14 protein-coding genes are annotated in these 17,134 nt (G+C 69.7%); 4 read left to right on the forward strand and 10 right to left on the reverse strand.

Annotation, left to right across the window (positions count from 1 at the left end; genetic code table 11):
- The first annotated feature begins 62 nt into the window (after window positions 1-62).
- The gene (locus HV824_RS21300; RefSeq protein WP_368738090.1) at window positions 63-857 is read left to right on the forward strand and encodes a helix-turn-helix domain-containing protein; all 795 of its coding nucleotides are present in this window, start codon (window positions 63-65) and stop codon (window positions 855-857) included.
- A 216-nt stretch (window positions 858-1,073) separates the two neighbouring features.
- On the opposite strand, the gene HV824_RS21305 is transcribed toward HV824_RS21300, so the two are convergent.
- The 5 genes from HV824_RS21305 to HV824_RS21325 are packed head-to-tail and all read right to left on the reverse strand — an operon-like array spanning window position 1,074 to window position 7,366.
- Window positions 1,074-1,778: an RNA pseudouridine synthase gene (locus tag HV824_RS21305; RefSeq protein ID WP_176424079.1), complete on the reverse strand. Its 705-nt coding sequence runs from the start codon at window positions 1,776-1,778 to the stop codon at window positions 1,074-1,076.
- Entirely contained in the window at window positions 1,775-3,232 is a 1,458-nt protein-coding gene (locus HV824_RS21310; protein WP_176420819.1) for a pitrilysin family protein, read from the reverse strand. Before HV824_RS21310 ends, HV824_RS21305 begins: the two co-directional genes overlap by 4 nt.
- Before the next feature lie 31 nt (window positions 3,233-3,263).
- Entirely contained in the window at window positions 3,264-4,577 is a 1,314-nt protein-coding gene (locus HV824_RS21315; RefSeq protein WP_176424080.1) for a pitrilysin family protein, read from the reverse strand.
- 27 nt (window positions 4,578-4,604) lie between these two features.
- The gene (locus HV824_RS21320; protein ID WP_176420817.1) at window positions 4,605-5,270 is read right to left on the reverse strand and encodes a response regulator transcription factor; all 666 of its coding nucleotides are present in this window, start codon (window positions 5,268-5,270) and stop codon (window positions 4,605-4,607) included.
- Between the two features lie 2 nt (window positions 5,271-5,272).
- Window positions 5,273-7,366, reverse strand: coding sequence for a serine/threonine-protein kinase (locus HV824_RS21325; RefSeq protein ID WP_217917602.1), 2,094 nt, complete (start codon window positions 7,364-7,366; stop codon window positions 5,273-5,275).
- Between the two features lie 404 nt (window positions 7,367-7,770).
- Here HV824_RS21325 and HV824_RS21330 point away from each other — a divergent pair, with 404 nt between their 5' ends.
- On the forward strand, window positions 7,771-9,531 hold the full coding sequence (locus HV824_RS21330) for an HAD-IG family 5'-nucleotidase (RefSeq protein WP_176420814.1): 1,761 nt from the start codon (window positions 7,771-7,773) through the stop codon (window positions 9,529-9,531).
- A 65-nt stretch (window positions 9,532-9,596) separates the two neighbouring features.
- Complete coding sequence (locus tag HV824_RS21335; RefSeq protein ID WP_176424081.1) at window positions 9,597-10,190, forward strand: Uma2 family endonuclease; 594 nt, start codon at window positions 9,597-9,599, stop codon at window positions 10,188-10,190.
- A 9-nt stretch (window positions 10,191-10,199) separates the two neighbouring features.
- On the opposite strand, the gene HV824_RS21340 is transcribed toward HV824_RS21335, so the two are convergent.
- On the reverse strand, window positions 10,200-10,883 hold the full coding sequence (locus HV824_RS21340) for a protein-L-isoD(D-D) O-methyltransferase (protein WP_368738091.1): 684 nt from the start codon (window positions 10,881-10,883) through the stop codon (window positions 10,200-10,202).
- Window positions 10,884-11,143: 260 nt separating this feature from the next.
- On the opposite strand from HV824_RS21340, the gene HV824_RS21345 reads away from it, so the two are divergent.
- Window positions 11,144-13,396 carry a di-heme oxidoredictase family protein gene (locus HV824_RS21345; RefSeq protein ID WP_176424082.1) on the forward strand — a complete coding sequence of 751 codons (2,253 nt, stop codon included), beginning with the start codon at window positions 11,144-11,146 and terminating at the stop codon, window positions 13,394-13,396.
- Window positions 13,397-13,451: 55 nt separating this feature from the next.
- On the opposite strand, the gene HV824_RS21350 is transcribed toward HV824_RS21345, so the two are convergent.
- The 4 genes from HV824_RS21350 to HV824_RS21365 all read right to left on the reverse strand — a co-directional run bounded on the left by HV824_RS21350 (window position 13,452) and on the right by HV824_RS21365 (window position 16,973).
- Window positions 13,452-15,617, reverse strand: coding sequence for a diguanylate cyclase (locus tag HV824_RS21350; protein ID WP_176417405.1), 2,166 nt, complete (start codon window positions 15,615-15,617; stop codon window positions 13,452-13,454).
- On the reverse strand, window positions 15,614-15,895 hold the full coding sequence (locus HV824_RS21355; RefSeq protein WP_176417404.1) for a septum formation initiator family protein: 282 nt from the start codon (window positions 15,893-15,895) through the stop codon (window positions 15,614-15,616). Before HV824_RS21355 ends, HV824_RS21350 begins: the two co-directional genes overlap by 4 nt.
- Before the next feature lie 74 nt (window positions 15,896-15,969).
- Entirely contained in the window at window positions 15,970-16,485 is a 516-nt protein-coding gene (locus HV824_RS21360; protein WP_176417403.1) for a TlpA disulfide reductase family protein, read from the reverse strand.
- A gap of 5 nt (window positions 16,486-16,490) precedes the next feature.
- On the reverse strand, window positions 16,491-16,973 hold the full coding sequence (locus HV824_RS21365; protein WP_176417402.1) for a Fur family transcriptional regulator: 483 nt from the start codon (window positions 16,971-16,973) through the stop codon (window positions 16,491-16,493).
- Window positions 16,974-17,134 lie beyond the last annotated feature (161 nt).

A 17,134-nucleotide genomic window follows, 5' to 3' on the forward strand; every position in this document is an offset into this window, starting at 1 on the left:
GCCCCCTGCCATTGAACGTGGTGGGCATTTCCGTTACCCGGCGGAAGTGGAATGGTGTCTGCGTGGATGTGAATGAGATCCGCTGTTCGGGTCGGGCCGAGCATCCGCTGTGCCTGGAGGGCCAGACACGCCTGAGCGCGCTGTTGGAGGAAGTCGGGTCGCCCTGCGAGCCCCGCCTGCGCGAAGGCCGGCCCTGCGCCATCGGGTACGTCCCACGGCAGCTGAACCTCATGCCCGCCGGCATGCCGCTGTGGGGCTACGGCGCCGACTCGCGACTGGTGCGCGATGCCGTGCTCACGTTCGACCTGAAGGACCTGGGTGAGCGCCTGGGCCAATCGCTGGCCCCCGCCGGATTGGACGCGCCGAGACTGCGCTTCGCCGATGACCGGCTCTGGACGCTGATGCGCTTGCTCGCCGAGGCGGTGGATGACGACGACCCCGCCGCGCAGCTCTACGGCGACGGACTGATCGCCGCCATCTTCGCCATGCTGGGCTCGCGCCGTGGGGAGCGCCCCTCGACGCGCAAGGGGCTGGCGCCGTGGCAGCTGCGGCGGGTGCTCGACTACCTGGAGTCGCGCCTGCCCGAGCGGGTCGAATTGTCGGAGCTGGCGGCGCTGGTGGACCTGTCACAGGCGCACTTCAGCCGCGCCTTCAAGGCCTCCACTGGCGTGGCTCCCTATCAATGGCAGCTGCGGGCCCGCCTCCAGCGCGCACAGGCGATGATGCTGACCACGTCCGTGGCGCTGGAGCGCGTCGCCGAAGCGACGGGTTTCGCCGACGCGGTGCACTTCGGCAAGGCCTTCCGGCGGGCCCACGGCACCACCCCCGCGAGGTGGCGCCAGGACCGGAAACGCTAGGAGCGTTTTGGAGCAACGGGAAGAACCTACTTGAGGCGAAGCCCCTCTTCGGCCCAATCAAACAGGCGCGAGGCTTCCGGCAACGGCTGCTGCGGAGGATGGAGAAGGCGCGTGGGGAGTGGGCGCTCATCTGCCCCCTTGCCCCTTGCTGAAACACGCTCCTAGTTCGTGCTGAGCACGTCCTGCGAAGCCGCGGCCAAGGCACGTCCAACGGCGTCAAGGCGCCGTGACGGTTGTCCGCAGCAGCTCGCGAGCTCGCGCCATGTCCCCGGGCACGGGCGCCTCCACTGCGCGCGCTTCGACACCCGCCAGCGCGGGCCACTCCACCCGCGCGGCATGAAGCGGCGTGCGCGCGAGCACCACCGTGTCCCCTGCCCCGCCCAGCTCCTGCTCCGTCAGCGGCGCCTCGCGGCCGTACTGGTGGTCCACGAGCAGCGGGTGCCCCAGGGACAGCAGGTGCACGCGAATCTGGTGCGTCCGCCCCGTGAGCGGCTCGGCCTCCACCAGGGATGCGCGCTCGAAGGTCTCCACGGGCCGCACGCGGGTGCGCGAGGCCTTGGCTTCCGTGTCCCCCGGCCGAGCCACGCGCATGCGCCCCTTCCTGCCGGCCACCAGGGGCGCATCCACCATTCGCGGCGCTTCGACCCGGCCCTCCACCAGCGCCACGTAGCGCTTGCGCACCTTCCCCGCCTCGAAGGCTCCCGACAGGGCCCGGTGCACCGCGGCGTCCAGGGCGAACACCAGGGCCCCCGAGGTGTCCCGATCCAACCGGTGCACCACGAAGACCTTCTGGCGCCGCTGCGTCTCCAGCAGCTCCCGGAGCGAGGGGCCGCCTTCGCGCCCGGGAATGACGAGCATCCCGGGCGGCTTGTCCACCACGAGCACGCCGCCGCCCTCGAAGAGGATGCGGACGTCCGTCACTCGTACTCCGCCGCCGGCACCACGGTGATGGGGCCCAGGCCCTTGAGCTGCTTCTTCACGACGTTCGCCTTGCCCAGCACCACCACCGCGGGCGCCTGCGCGAAGCAGTACTTCCTCGCGGCGGCCACGACTTGCTTCGGCGTCACCGCGCGCAGCCGGTCCCGGAACTTCTCCACCCAGTCATCTCCCAGCCCGTGCAGCCGGGCCTCGGCGATGCTTCCGGCAATGGACTCGTTCGTCTCCGTGCGCAGCGGGTACAGGCCGGCGAGGTAGGACTGGGCATCCGCCAGCTCGCGGGGCTTGAGCCCCTTCTCCCGGACACCGCCAATCTCCGCCAGCGCCACGTCGATGATTTCGCGCGTGGACTCCGTCTTGGTGAAGGTGGACAGCGCGAAGACGCCCGCCGCGTTCATCGAGTCGAACCACGAGCTGACGCCGTAGGTGAGGCCGCGGTTGACGCGAATCTCGTTCATCAGCCGCGAGGTGAACCCTCCTCCCAGGGCGATGTTCATCGCCGTGGCCGGGAAGTAGTCCTCGTGCCCCATGCGCATGCCGAGCCCGCCCAGCCGCACCTGCGACTGCGTCTGGTCCGGCTTGTCCACGAGGATGACCCGCCCACCCAGGGCGATGCGCTCCGGCGCGGGGATGGCCACGGGCGCGTCCGGCCCTCCCGTCCAATCCGCGAAGGCCTCCTCGGCCGCGGCCGCCACGCGCCGCGGATCCATCGCGCCCACCACGATGAGCATGGACACCTTGGGTCCGATGCGCTCTTCGTGGAAGCGCACGACGTCATCGCGCGTGAAGGTCTTCACGGTCTTCGACGAACCGCCCACGTCGTGGCCGTAGGGGTGGTCCCCCCAGAGCGCGCGGACCATGGCCCGGTCGGCGATGATGGACGGGTCGTCCAGATCGTTGGCGAACTGCGCCAGCTCGCGCTCGCGCGCATCGTCCACTTCGGACTGCGGGAACGTGGGCTCGCGCACCAACTGGCCCAGGATGTCGAGCATCTGCACGAAGTGCTCGGACGGCGTGGTGAGGGCCACCGACAGCGTGTCTTCACCCACGCCCACGCCCAGGCTGGCGCCGACGAACTCCACCGCTTCGTCAATGGCCTGCGCGTTCATGCGGCGGGTGCCCCGGCGCAGCAGCCGGGCGGTGAAGTCCGCCAGGCCGTGCTTGCCGTCCGGGTCGGTGGCGCTGCCCGCGCGAATCACCAGCCGCACGGACACCATGGGCAGGGGCCCACGCTCGGCGGCGATGACCTTCAGGCCGCTGGACGTAGTGCTTTCGTGCAGCGTGGGCAGCGTGAGGGCGCTCGACGTGGCGCGAGGCGCGCCGCGCTTCGGCGCGGCCTTGCGCGTGGACGAAGCCTTTCGGGCGGCGGGGGCCTTGCGGCCGGCGGGCCTGACCGGACGTGCGGGGGACTTTCGGGAGGGGCTCTTGCGAGAGGCCATGGTGTCAGGGCTTTCCTTGTAGGGGCCGGGCTCAGGCTTCCGTGGGCGCGGGAACCAGCGTCACCACGGAGCGGCACTCGGGCGCGAAGTACTTCGCGGCCACGGCCTTGACCTGGTCATTGGTGATGGAGGCGTAGGTGGAGGGCAGCGTCAGCAAGCGGCGCCAGTCGCCGAGCAGCGCCTCATAGTGGCCCAGGGCATGCGCCCGGCCGCTGTTCGTGGCCAGCTCGCGCAGGTGGTCCGAGCGCAGGTTGTTCTGCGCCTTCTGCAGCTCGCGCTCGGAGATGCCCTCGCGCGCGACCTTCTCCAGCTCCGCGTACAGCGCGGCCTCCACCTGCTTCGGGTCGGAGTCCGGCTTCAGGGCCAGGTAGAAGAGGATGGTGCCCGGATCGATGCGCCAGCTCCAGTCGAGCATCAGCGACACGGCCAGCTTCTGCTCGTACACCAGCGAGCGGATCAGCCGGCTCCCCTCGCCCTTCGTCAGCACGTACTGGATGACGTCCAGCACGAAGGTGTCATCATCGCTCGCGGCCGGCCCCCGGAAGCCCAGCATCAGCGCGGGGGACTGCGCGGGGTGGCGGACCTCCGCGCGGCGCTCGCCCTTCTGCGCTGGCTCGGAGTTGAGCACCGCCGCGGGCGCGGGGCCCTTGGGGATGTTCCCGTAGTACTTGCGCACCAGCGCCAGCGTCTTCTTCGGGTCGATGGCCCCGACGATGTAGAGCACCGCGTTGTTGGGCGCGTAGTAGGTGCGGAAGTAGTCCTGGCAGTCCTCGCGGCGGATGGCCTCGATGTCCGCCATCCACCCGATGACAGGCCAGCGGTACGGATGCGCCTTGTAGACGAGCGTGCCCAGCTCCTCGTCCATGAGGCCGAAGATGTCGTTGTCCACGCGGACGCGGCGCTCTTCCTTCACGACCTCTCGCTCGCTGGTGAGCGTCTCCTGGGAGATGCGCAGCGAGCGCATCCGGTCCGACTCCAGGTCCAGCACCGTCTCCAGCGCGTCGGCGGAGAAGTCGTCGTAGTACACCGTCAAGTCCGTGGACGTGTACGCGTTGGAGCGGCCGCCGTTGGACTCCAGCGTCTTGTCGAACATCTTGGGGCCGTACTTCTTCGCCCCGTTGAACATCATGTGCTCGAACAGGTGGCTAATGCCGGTGATGCCGGGCCGCTCGTTGCGGCTGCCGACCTGGAACACGGTGTAGAGGCTGACAACGGGAGCCTGGTGGTTGGCGAGCAGCCGCACCTGGAGGCCGTTGGGAAGCGTGGCCTCGTGGACGTCGAACAGGGACTCGAGTGCGGGGTCCGCCACGCGAGTGGGTACTTTGCTCGGGGAAGCCTTGGGCATAGGGCCCCGAACCTAACCAGAGCGTGGCTATAGATCCACGACACCCGCACGCAAGGCCATCACCACGGCCTCTACATGAGAGTTGACGCCCATCTTCCGGTAGATATGCGACAGGTGCGTGCGCACCGTCCGCCGCTCCAGCGTCATCACGTGCCCCACCTCGGCGTTGGACAAGCCCTTGGCCACGTAGCCCAGCACCTCGAACTCCAGCGGCGTGAGCGCCCAGGGGTTCTCAGGCTTCTTGTCCTCCTGGGTGGACTTCGCCTGGACGGACTGGAAGTAGTTCCAGAAGCGCCTGGCGATGATGGGCTCCAGGACCGTCCCGCCCTCCATCACCTCCTGGATGCCGGAGCGGATCTTCTCCGGCCCCACCCGCTTGACCAGGTAGCCGGAGGCCCCGGCCTGGATGGCTTCGTAGACCTTCGTCTCGTCGTCAAAGGACGTGAGGATGAGGATCTCCACCTCCGGGGCGCGGCGCTTCACCCGCTGGGTCACCTGGATGCCGTTGATGCCGGGCAGCTCCAGGTCCAGGAGGACGAGCTGGGGGCGGAGCTGGACGATGTCCTCCACCGCGGCCTCCCCTTCCTGGGAGGTGCCCACCACCTCCAGCTCGGGAAAGGTGGCCAGCACCTTCACCAGGTTCTTGAGGAGCTGGGGTTGATCCTCGACGACGAAGATGCGGGTCGGGTCCATGGTCACCGCCTCGGAGACGTGAACGAGTCCACCAGCACCTTCAGGTGCTGGCCGCGCTTGAGGCGCAGGTCCAGCTCCTTGGGCTCTCCGGTGGCGACGGACACCAGCTTGATGCGCCGGGTGCCCACCTTGATGGGATATCGGTGGAGGGGCGTACGACGGCTCAGCCGCGCGCCATCGATGTAGACGGCCGCCGGCACGTTGGTGGTGATGGTGACATACGCGCGCTGAGACTTCGGGGGCGGCCTCGGCTCAGGGGGCGCGTCCTCCTCGTCCTCCCTCGGCGCGGCGGCTGGAGCGGGCGGCGGACGCGCCAGAACGGGCGCCGGCGGCGCGATGGGCATGGCGGGCTGAGGGCCCACGGGTGCGGCCTCTGCCTCCGCCTCCCGCGGGGCATCCTCCGGGGCGGAGGCGGCATCACCACCGAGCTGCCACGCGGCCACCAGGAAGGTGACCAACCCCACCCCGGCGATGGCCGCCGCGATGCCCAACCGGCGTCCATACCGGTGCTGGGCCACGGACAACCGCTGCTCCGCGCTCATCAGGCGCCGGTGCACGTCGGACGTCGAAGACAGCGCCGGATCGGACGGCGGCATCGCGATGTCGTCACGCACGCGCGCCGAGCCCGGCTGCACCGCGGGCAGCACGTCCGGAATCGTCTTGGGCCCCTTCGCCTCCGCGGGCGCGCGGCGGATACGCGCGCCGCGGCGTCCTGGCGCGGAGACGGAGACCGAGCCCTCGTCATCCGCGGCCGGTTCGGGCGAGGAGAAGTCCTCCACGACCTTGAGGCGCGGGTTGCGCCCGATGCGGGTGTGGCCACTTGCGCCCCCCACCGGCGACTGCTGGCGCCGAGGCTTCGGCGGGGCGGCGCCCGGCGGCGCGTCCCACCCCTGCTCCAGCGGTCCGGCGGGAGCGGGCCCGGTGTCATCCTCCCCCAGCGCGGAGGTGGAGTCGGCGGCGGGGGCACGCGAAGGCGCCCGTACCCGCGTGGCCACGTCCGCCACGTCCCGCTCGTACAGCTCCGGGCGGTATTCCTCGAACGCGGGCTCGGAGGCCTGCTGCGTCTCCGCGCTGGCCTCGTCCTCGGTCAGCGCGCGGCTGTACGGGGCCCGCTGGACCACGGACTTCTCGAGCTCCTCCGCGCGCAGGTCGTCCATCTCCGCGCCAAAGATGGGCTCCAGCGTGAAGGGCTCCTTGAACGGCGGAGGCCCCGCGCTGACGTGGCTCATCTCGTTGGGGAACAGCTCCCGCACGAAGCGGCGCACGTCGTCCGCCGAGGGCATGCCGCCGCTGGCCGCGAGCTGATTGCGGAGGGCCATGGCGAACTCGCCGCAGGAGCGGAAGCGGCGCTGCGGCGTGGGCTCCAGCGCGCGGAGGATGAGGGGGTCCAGCCGTGAATTGATGCGACGGTCCACACGGCTGGGCGGCGGCAACGCCTCGCTGCGCCGCGTGGACACTCCGCCGCTGCCGGGTACCACGGGCTCACGCTGGGTGAGCAGCTCGTAGGCGATGGCGCCCAGCGAGTAGATGTCCGACTGCGCGGAGTGCGGATCGCCCCGCGTGACCTCCGGCGCGCGGTACGTCCCGCGGCCCCGGTGGCCGAACGACTTGCGCAGCTGGGGCACGGCCATGAGGGCGCGCAGCGCGCCGAAGTCGCACACCGCGGGCAGGCCGTCATGCGACAGCACCACGTTGCCCGGGGTGATGGCGCCGTGCACCACGCCCGCCTGGTGTGCCTGGTCCAGGGCCTCCAGGAGCTGGATGATGATGTGCAGCGCCACGGTGGGCGGCAGCACCACGTCCTTGGAGTGCAGGCGCTGGAGCGCGGTGCCCAGGGTGAAGCCGTCCACGTCCTGGCGGACCACGGCCAGGCGCTGGCGGATGACGCCCAGGTCCACGACGTGGAGGATGCCCGGGTGCCGCACCGGCTGGAGCAGCCGCGTCGTCTCAGCCAGGTCATGGGCGTAGGCCGGGTCCGACGTCCTGGGGTGGAAGAGCTTCACCACCACGGGGATGCCGGGGATCTCGATGCCCTGATACAGCTCGGCCAGCTCCCCGCCTTCCACCTTGCCCGTCAGCCGGTACGTGGCGGTCATCGCTTCTTTCGCGCCGGACGTCGCCGCGTGACGGCGGAAAAGACGAAGCCACACCACACGCACGACTCACCACGGCGGCCACGCGGCAGCTCCAGCGTGCACCCCGGGCAGCGAGGACGGGCTCGGACCGGGCGCTCGGCCGCACGCTGGGCCGCCCGGCGCGCGGCGGGCTCGGTGGCAGGGTTTGTGACGGGCTCGGTGACGGCGACCTTCAGACGCAACCGGGCCTCCAGCCGTCGAACCCGGTCTTCGAGCGCGGCGATCCGGGCGGACAGGCGAGCTTGAACCGCCTCGGGGGCCTCCGAGGGCTGTCGTCGGGTGGGCGAGCGCATCGCAGAACCCGGAGCGTGCCACGCCGGCTCCAAACCCCGCAAGGTAAGAGCCGGGCCAGCCACACGCGTGTTATGTGTCTGAGTCCCTTGGCACCATCACTTTCCCCGTTCCGTCCCATCCCGGGTGGGCCCGCGCCGGACCCGCTTCACGGGAGCTTCCGCTCTCCCCTCAACCGAGCCCGCGCCGAGGACGCCGCGCAGCGGGCCGGTGGGCTGCTCGCCGACGAGGAGCTCACGCGGCTGCTCACCTCGCCCCGCGAGCGCCGGGAGGTGGTGCAGCGGGCGCGGGACATCTTCGTCAACCGCAACCTGCGCATGGCCAGTGTCGAGCTGTTCGGCTTCGACATGGATTACACGTTGGCCATCTATCACATGCGCCGGTTGGAGCAGCTGTCGTTCGACATGACGCTGGCGAAGCTGGTGAGCGAGTACGGCTATCCTCCGGTGGTGGGCGGGCTGCTGTACGACCACCACTTCGTGATGCGCGGGCTGGCGGTGGACCGCGTGAACGGCAACATCCTCAAGATGGACCGCTTCGGCCACGTGGGCCGCGCGTACCACGGGCTGCGACCGCTGAAGCGGGAAGTCTCTCGGGAGCTGTACCGCAACAAGCGCGTGCGGCTGCGCAACCCGCAGTTCGCGTGGAACGACACGTTGTTCGCGTTGCCGGAGACGTGCCTCTTCGCGGGCATCATCGAGCTGCTGGAGTCGCTGGGACACACGGTCCAGTACGGCAAGCTGTACGACGACATCCGTGAGGCCATCGACACGGTGCACCGGGACAACTCGCTCAAGCGCGAGGTGCGCAAGGACCTGGCGCGCTACGTGTTCCTGGACCCGGAGCTGGGGCCGGCGTTGCACAAGCTGCGCTCGGGTGGGAAGCGGCTGTTCCTGCTGACGAACTCCGCGTGGGACTACACGGACGCGGTGATGAAGTACCTCCTGGACGGGCAGCTCGCGGAGTACCCGAGCTGGAGGAACTACTTCGACGTGGTGGTGACGGCGGCGGGCAAGCCGGGCTTCTTCACGGACGCCCGCCCCTTCCTGGAGCTGGACGCCTCCACGGAGGAAGGCCGCGTGGTGGGCGAGGCCACGTCGCTGGAGCGCGGCAAGGTGTACTCGGGCGGCAACCTGGCGCGCTTCGAGGAGCTGACGGGCTACCGGGGCGAGAACATCCTGTACGTGGGCGACCACATCTACGGCGACATCCTGAAGTCGAAGAAGTCGTCGCTGTGGCGCACGTGCATGGTGGTCCAGGAGATTGAAGACGAAATCACGTACACGGCGACGCGGCAGGAGGAGATTGGAACGCTGTCGCAGGTGGAGGTGCTGCGTGAGCGCCTGGACGACGAGGTGAACCACCACAAGACGCTGCTCAACCTCCTGGAGCGGCGGCTGGAGCGCGAACAGCTGGCGCCGGACGAGCGGCTGGGCGTGGAGGAGCTCCGCAAGCAGACGAAGGCGGAGCTGGACCGGATGCGGCGGGCCTTGAAGGAGGCCAACGAGGTCGCGGACACGCTCGAGCAGGACGTTGAGGAGGGCTTCAACCCGTACTGGGGGCTGCTCTTCAAGGAAGGCAACGAGAACAGCCGCTTTGGCTACCAGGTGGAGCAGTACGCCTGTCTGTACACGAGCCGGGTGTCGAACTTCCTGCACCATTCACCCATGCAGTATTACCGCTCACCGCGGGACAAGATGGCCCACGAGCAGGCCGGCGCCCTGTCCTCCCGGCTGTCCCCCATGGGCAGCGAAGGCCCCCCGAAGGGCGCCGGGAACGAGGAGGCCTCAGGTGACGTGTCAGACCCTCCCGTAGGATGGGAACCTGTCGGGTAGCCATCCCTGGAGGTTGGATGCTACCTTGAGGACTTCACGGGTTCCATCCAAGGAGAGGCGTGGGCATGGGCAAGGGCAGGAATCGGAAACCAGCGACCTACGAGGACATCGAGCAGCTTCCGGTCGGCTGGGTCGGAGAAATCGTCGACGACGCGCTGTATGCCTCGCCCAGGCCCGCCTATGGGCACCTGCGCGCGTCCGGCCGGCTGACGAGCCTCCTCGCGCATCCCTTCGAGTTCTCACGTGAGGGGCCTGGTAGCTGGTGGTTCCTGGTTGAACCCGAACTCCACTTCGAGCGCGATGTGGTGGTGCCCGACGTGGCCGGGTGGCGCCGCGAGCGGCTGCCAGAGCCCCCAGACCCCGAGCTGCCCTGGTTCAGCACCGCGCCAGATTGGCTGTGCGAAGTCTTGTCCCCCTCCACGCGGAGCCTGGACCGGGTCCGGAAGATGCCGCTGTACTTCCGCCAAGGCGTGGCGAACGTGTGGCTCATCGACCCCGTGCGCCAGTCGTTGGAGGTCTACCGGCGCGGGGCCACGAGCTGGGTCCGGAGCCAGCTGTTCACGGGGAGCGTCACCGTGAGCGCGGAGCCGTTCGAGTCCCTCCCCCTGGACCTGGGCATGCTGTGGACGCCACGAATGGGCGGCGTCGTGCAGCCGTGACAACGCCCCTCACGGCGCGGCGGAGGGCCCCACGCGGCCCCAGATGACGTCGGTGAAGCGCGAGCCGGGCTCGTCCTCCAGGCCCAGCTTGCGCAGGTCGTCCGTGTACTTCGCGCCCTTCACCACCACCCACCGCCGCGCCACGCGCCGGGCTTCGGCCAGCGTCTCGTGCGTCAGCGGCGCGTGCTCCGCGAAGCGGCGCAGCATGTCGAACGCCGGCTGCGACTTGCGCGGCTTCGCGAACATCGGGTCGAAGAAGACGACGTCGAACGCGCGCGACGGCAACGTCTTCAGGTACTCGCGCGCGTCCGCGTGCAGCACTTCAATGGGCCCGGAGTCCTCGCCCAGCGCGTAGCGCCGCAGCCCCAGCGTGCAGTCCAGCACCGCGTCCCCGGCGCGAAGCTCCGCCACCCGAACGAAGGCATCCGGCTCCCCCGCCCGCAGCCGCATCCGCCGCAGGTGCGCCATGCCCGCGTGGAATCCAAACGAGCCCTCCGCGTCCCACAGCGTCACGCCGTCTCCGCCCACCACCAGCAGCGCCGCCGCCTTTGTCCCCAGCCACGGCGCCACGCTCTCCTTCGCGCGCCGCGGCAGGAAGGGCACGCCCCACCGCGCCGCCACGGCCCGCGCCTCGCGCACCAGCGCCGCGTCCACCTTCGTGCTCGTCGTCACCGCCAGCGGTACCAGGACCACCTCCTGCCTCGCATCCACCATGCCCGCGGCGAAGGGGCAACGGATTCCGCCCTCCATGACGCTCCGCGCTACGTCACGACTGGCCCATCGCGTCAATCGTGGAAGGCCCTGCCTGCCTCCGTCTCGGAGCCGACAGGATTAGTACGAATTAACGAACTCCATAGGAATTCCTGCCTTCGTGCCTCAGAATCGGACTTCCTTCGGACGATGGAGAATCTCCCCAATCCGCGCCCGGAGTGGATCGCTTGGAGAGGACAACGATGCACAACAGAGCAACAGGAATGGCCGTTGTCGTACTGGTCGCAACCCTCTTGGTGGGCGACGCGTTCGCAGCCACCTTTGGAGTCACGCCGTCGGGCTCGTCCGCCGTCTTCTTTGTCGACACCACCGCCTGGGCGGACATCCACTACGTCCGCAACAATCAGGGGCAGCTCAACTATCGGATGGGCATCGTCAACGGCCGGAACCAATACACGGTGACCGGCCTGTCCGCGGGCGACACCATCGACTACTCCTTCACGTACTGGGACGTGTCCTGCAACTGTGCTCGTGACACGGCCTGGACGCGCTACACGCACTCCGGCACGCAGCCTCCGCCGCCCCCGCCGGACGCGGGCACCGACGCGGGCACGCCGCCGCCTCCCACGGACGCGGGCACGCCGCCGCCTCCCACGGGCCCCATCGTCCCGCTGTACACCACGTCCACGCCGCTGGAGCCCGCGACGGTCCAGGAGACGGCCACCGCCATCATCACCCGCGTGGGCGACCGCGTCCGGGATCGCCACGCGCGCGAGGACATGTTCCAGTCGTATGACCACTACCTGCCCCTCTATTTCCAGGCGCGCACGCACTACATCGAAATCGTCGACGAGGTCGCCAAGGGCGGCAACCGCGTCACGGTGAACCTGCACACCGTGTACCCGTATGACCGCCCCGACTTCCGCGCCTTCTTCCGCGGGCTCGGCACCGTGGCGGAGTACTTCCACAACGCCCAGTTCACCACGGTGAACGACTACCTCTACACGTCCAGCGTCAACTTCAACGCCAAGGAAGGCCGCGCCATCCGCGTGGGTGACCGCATGGAGCTGGAGGTGGGCGTCTTCCTTCGTCAACCGGTGGAAGGCCGTTTCAACTACTACTCCACCACGTACCTCTACATGGTCGGCTCGGGCGGCGTGGTGCCCTACGACGTGACGGGCGCCATCCGGGACTCCATCCCCATGCCGCAGGCGGGCTGGAGCGGCGGCCGCACCACGCTGAGCTCGCCGCAGTCCAACGAGCCCGACAACCGCTTCCTGCAGATGGCCAACAACCTGGCGCCGGTGAGCGCGCAGGCCTTCGTGGAGGGCCGCCGCATCCACCACACGAACTTCGGTGATGGCAGCCACTCCGAGCCGGGAAACCCCGCCCTCACCCAGCACCAGGGCAAGCTGGGTCCCAGCTACGTCGCCCCGTCCTGCGTCTCCTGCCACGTGCAGAACGGCCGCGCCCTGCCCCCGGGCACCAACACGACGCTGACGAACTACGTGGTGAAGGTGGGCCAGGCCAACGGCGCCGCCGACCCGTTCCTCGGCTACCGGCTGCAGCCGCGCCGCACCAGCGGCACGCCCGAGGGCGCGGCCCGCATCACCGGGTGGACCGTCACCTCCGGCACCTACGGGGACGGCGCCGGGTTCGAGCTGCGCCGGCCCAACTACGCCTTCACCAACAACACGCCCACGAACTACTCGGCGCGCATCTCCCCGCAGTTGGTGGGTATGGGCCTGCTGGAGGCCGTCCCGGAGTCGGCCATCGCCGCGCTGGCGGACCCCAACGACAGCAACGGTGACGGCATCTCCGGCCGCATGCACCAGGTGAGGGATCCGCAGACGGGCGTGACGCGGCTGGGCCGCTTCGGCTGGAAGGCCAGCACCGCCACGGTGCGCCACCAGGTGGCCGAGGCCCTCAACAGCGACCTCGGCGTCACCACCTCCGTGTTCCCGTCGCTGGACTGCGGCCCGTCGCAGCAGGGCTGCGCCGGCACCAGCACCGAGCTGGCCAACACCGAGCTGGACAAGCTCACGCGCTACATCTCCCTGCTGGGCGTGCCGGCGCGCCGCAACCTGAGCGACGCCACGGCGCTGCGCGGTGAGACGCTGTTCAACAACGCGGGCTGCGCGCGGTGCCACACGGCCTCCCTGACGACCAGCGCGTACCACCCGCACGCGGAGCTGCGCGGTCAGAGCATCCGTCCATACACGGACCTGCTGCTGCACGACATGGGCCCGGGGCTGGCGGACAACCTGGTGGACGGCCAGGCCACCGGCGCGGAGTGGCGCACGCCTCCGCTGTGGGGCATTGGCCTGACGGCGGGCGTCAGCGGCGGCGAGGCCTACCTGCACGACGGCCGTGCCCGCAACCTCTCCGAGGCCATCCTCTGGCACGGCGGCGAGGGCCAGGCGGCGCGCAACAACTTCGCCAACATGAGCAGCGCGGACCGCAACGCGCTGCTGGCGTTCCTGCGCTCGCTGTAGGCCGCTGAAGCACTCCCAGGGGGCCGCGCGTCACGGGCGGCCCCCTGGCTCGAACTCAGGACGCGTTCGCCGCCTGGAGCTTCCGGCCGCCCTGCATGATGGCCACGGTGACGGACTGGTTCCGGCCGTTGCGCTTCGAGTGGTAGAGGCACTGGTCGGCCAGGTCGATGAGCTGCTGCTTCTCCGTGCCGCTGTCGGGGAAGGTGGCGATGCCCAGCGACATGGTGATCTTCAGCGGCCCCATCTCCGTCTGGAACGTCTCCGCCTTCACGGCCTCGCGGATGCGCTCGGAGATGATGAAGGCGCCCTTGGCGTCCGTCTCCGGCATGATGATGACGAACTCCTCGCCGCCGTACCGCGCGACGATGTCCGTGTCGCGCGCCATCGTCTTGATGATGCGGGCCACGCCCTTGAGCACCTGGTCTCCCGTCGGGTGGCCGTAGGTGTCGTTGACGCTCTTGAAGTGGTCCACGTCGGTGAGGATGATGGAGCACTTGCGCTGGTACCTGCGCGCCTGGGCCAGGATTTCATCCGCCTTCGTCTGGAAGGTGCGGTGGTTGAACAGGCCGGTGAGGCCGTCCGTGGTGGCCATGCGCTCCATCTGCTCGAAGAGCTGCGCACGGAGCACCGCCTGCGCGGCCTGGATGGCGATGACCTCGATCATCCGCAGCACGTCCTGCTCGAACGCGGCCTTCTTGCGCGAGCCCGCCACCAGCGTGCCAAGAATCCGGTCCCCCGCCACCAGCGGGAAGATCTTCAGCGCGCCCAGGCCGCGAATCTGCGTCTCGTCGTCGAAGATGATCTGCCGGTCCATGGCCTTGATGTCGCGACCCGGCAGCGGCGCCCCGTAGCGGACCACGTTGGCCACCAGCCCGTTGTTGTCCTCAAAGCTCTGGCCGGACAGCGCCTGGCCCTGCGCCGTCACGCCGGACATGCGCACCACGCGGTGCATGCGCTTGCCGTCCGCCTCGGACACCAGCGTCACCGCGCAGAAGTCCAGGCCCGCCAGCTGCCGGGTGCTCTCCAGCACCGCCACGAACACCTGGTCCGGGCTGCCCGCGCGGTTGAGCTCCTCGATGGCGCGGAAGAACCGGTCCTTCTCGTCGCGCGTCTTGCGGATGTAGCTCATCACCCGCTCCACCTCGATGGAGCGCAGCACCTCGCCGGCGATGATGGAGAGCAGCTTCTCATCCTGGTCGCTGAAGGGCTCGTTCGCCAGCCGGTCCGCCACCAGCACGCCGCGCACCAGGCCGCTGGCCTCCAGGATGGGCACCGCGAGCAGCGCCTGCACCGCGGGGCCGCCGCCCTCGTAGTGCGTCACGCCCTTGAGCCCGCTCGGCGAGTTCATCCGCACCGGCGCGCGGCGCTTGAGCACGCCGCCGATGATGCCCTCGCCCGCGTTGAAGCGCTCGCGCTGCACCCGCTCGGAGCCGGAGCGGCAGTCGTACAGCTTGAGGCTCCGGTCATCCGACGTGAGCAGGAACGCGGCGCAGGTGTTCGTGCGCAGCCCCGTCTCCGCGATTTCGAGCGCGGCCTGCACGGCGCCTTCAATCTCCTTCACCGAGGCCACCAGCCACTTCTCGTCCGAGCTCATCCCGCTGAAGCTGTCCTGCGTGCCGGACGACACCAGCCGGAAGGTGCGCGCCCGCTCCTCCACCTCGCGGATGCGCTTCTGCACCGCGTCGCTCTCCGCCCGGCGCGCGGCGGCGATGCGCGTCGCCAGCACCAGGTGGTAGAGGCCGGAGAACAGGGCCAGGAAGGCCGCGTGCGTCAGGTAGCCCGTGGCGTTGGGCACCGGACCGACCAGCGTCACCAGCGCGTCGTACACCAGCGCCACGCCCAGCAGCGTCAGGCCCGCGTTGCGCGGCAGGAAGGCCACCAGGAACGCCATCAGCAGGTAGACAATGGGGAACAGATCCCCGCCGCCAATGGCCACCACGACGAAGGCCGCGGAGATGAGCGCGCCGCCCAGCTCCAGGTCGTCCCGCAAATCGATGACGGCGCCCACCGCGCCGCGCATGGCCCGGCGCCAGGCGGCCACGGCGATGCCCACCAGCAGGCAGCCCACCAGAGCCGCCTCGGTCCACCCCAGCGTGCTCAGCCCCCGGAAGCCGCCGCGCGCCAGGTGGATGAACGTGGCGAGCGCGGCCGCGGCCGGGATGGACCGGACCGCGAGACGCAGCAACCTTCCGGGAGACGGAAACTCGGGCAGCGACGTCATGGGGACTCCAGGTGGAAGACCAGCTCCCCCGGCTTCACGAAGCCGAGTTCCTCGCGCACGGCGCGCTCCAGCGCGGCCGGGTCCTTGCGCAGGGCGGCAATCTCCTTGCGCAGGGCCTCATTCTGGGTCGACAGGGAGCGGTTGCGGGCCTGCACCGACTCCACGTCCTGCCGGAGCGAGAGGTAGCGGCGGAAGCCCTTCGCGTCCACGACGGACACGAGGCTCAGGGCCGCAGCCACCCCCACCGCCACCACCAGGAACTTTCGCCTCGCCGTCATGAGCGCGGAGGACCGTACCAGTGGCCCCCTGCCCCGCAAGATTTCCGCTCCAGGCCTGTAGCAATGCCGAGGAGCTACTCGGGCTGGGCCAGCAGCTTCTCCACGGCCTTCGCCATGTCGGTGTGGGACTCCACGCCATGCCAGCCCGCCACGGCCCGGCCCCGGCGATCCAACAGCACGGTGGTGGGCAGGCCCTGGATGGCCCCGAAGGCGCTGTGGCCTTCAATCATCGCCTGGTTCGCGATCAGCACCGGGTAGCGCAGCGCATAGTGGTCCGCGAAGGGGGCCAGGACCTTCTCCCCCTCCAGGTCCATGCCCACCGCCACCACCTGGAAGCCCCGGGGGCCGTAGTCCTTCTGGAGCGCCTCCAGCGTGGGCATCTCCGCCAGGCACGGGAAGCACCACGTCGCGAAGAACGAGACGAGCACCACCTTCCCGTCCAGCGCGCGCAGGTCATGCGGGGTGGGCCCCACCGACGGCAGCGCCAGCGCGTTGAGGAAGGCGTGCCCCGCGTCCACCGGGCGAGTCCCCCGGCAGCCGGCCAGCGCCACCAGCGCCACGAAGGCTCCCCGGAGCAGCGCGCGGGACATGGCGCTCAGGCCTCCGAGGCGGGCGGCCCGGCCCGCTGACAGTCACGGCACAGGCCGTACAGCTCCATCTTGTGCGACGTCACCTTGAAGCCGTGCTTGCGGGCCACGGCGTCCTGGAGCGCCTCGATGCGCTCGTTCTCGAACTCGATGATGGCGCCGCAGCGCGTACAGACCAGGTGGTCGTGGTGGTCGCGCCCCGCGGCCGCCTCGTAGCGCGTCTGCCCGTCCCCGAAGTTGCGCGCGTGGGCCAGGCCACACTCGTTGAGCAACTTCATGGTGCGGTACACGGTGGCGACGGACACCTTGGTGTCCTGTTCGCGCACCTTGTTCCACAGTTCCTCCACCGACAGGTGGCCTCCCACCGAGAAGAACGTGTCGATGATGAGGCTGCGCTGGCGCGTGCTCTTCAGGCCGTGCTGGGCCATGTAGCGGGCAAGCACCTCGTCCTTGTCCCGGTCGTCGTCGTGGTGGTGATGGCTGTGGCTCATGTGAAATCCTTCAAGGTCGACCCGGCCATTTCCCACCAAAGGCGCCCCGCCGGAGAAGAAAACGTCACCGACATGTGTTGGTCTGCGAACGCGGCGGGCCTGATACTCCTGTCCCATCCTCCCCGCAACGCCTGGCGTGCGGCCCCGGGGGGCGCCTCCCC

This window comes from Myxococcus sp. AM009 (genome assembly GCF_013372605.1).
In the GTDB taxonomy this organism is placed as follows: domain Bacteria; phylum Myxococcota; class Myxococcia; order Myxococcales; family Myxococcaceae; genus Myxococcus; species Myxococcus vastator.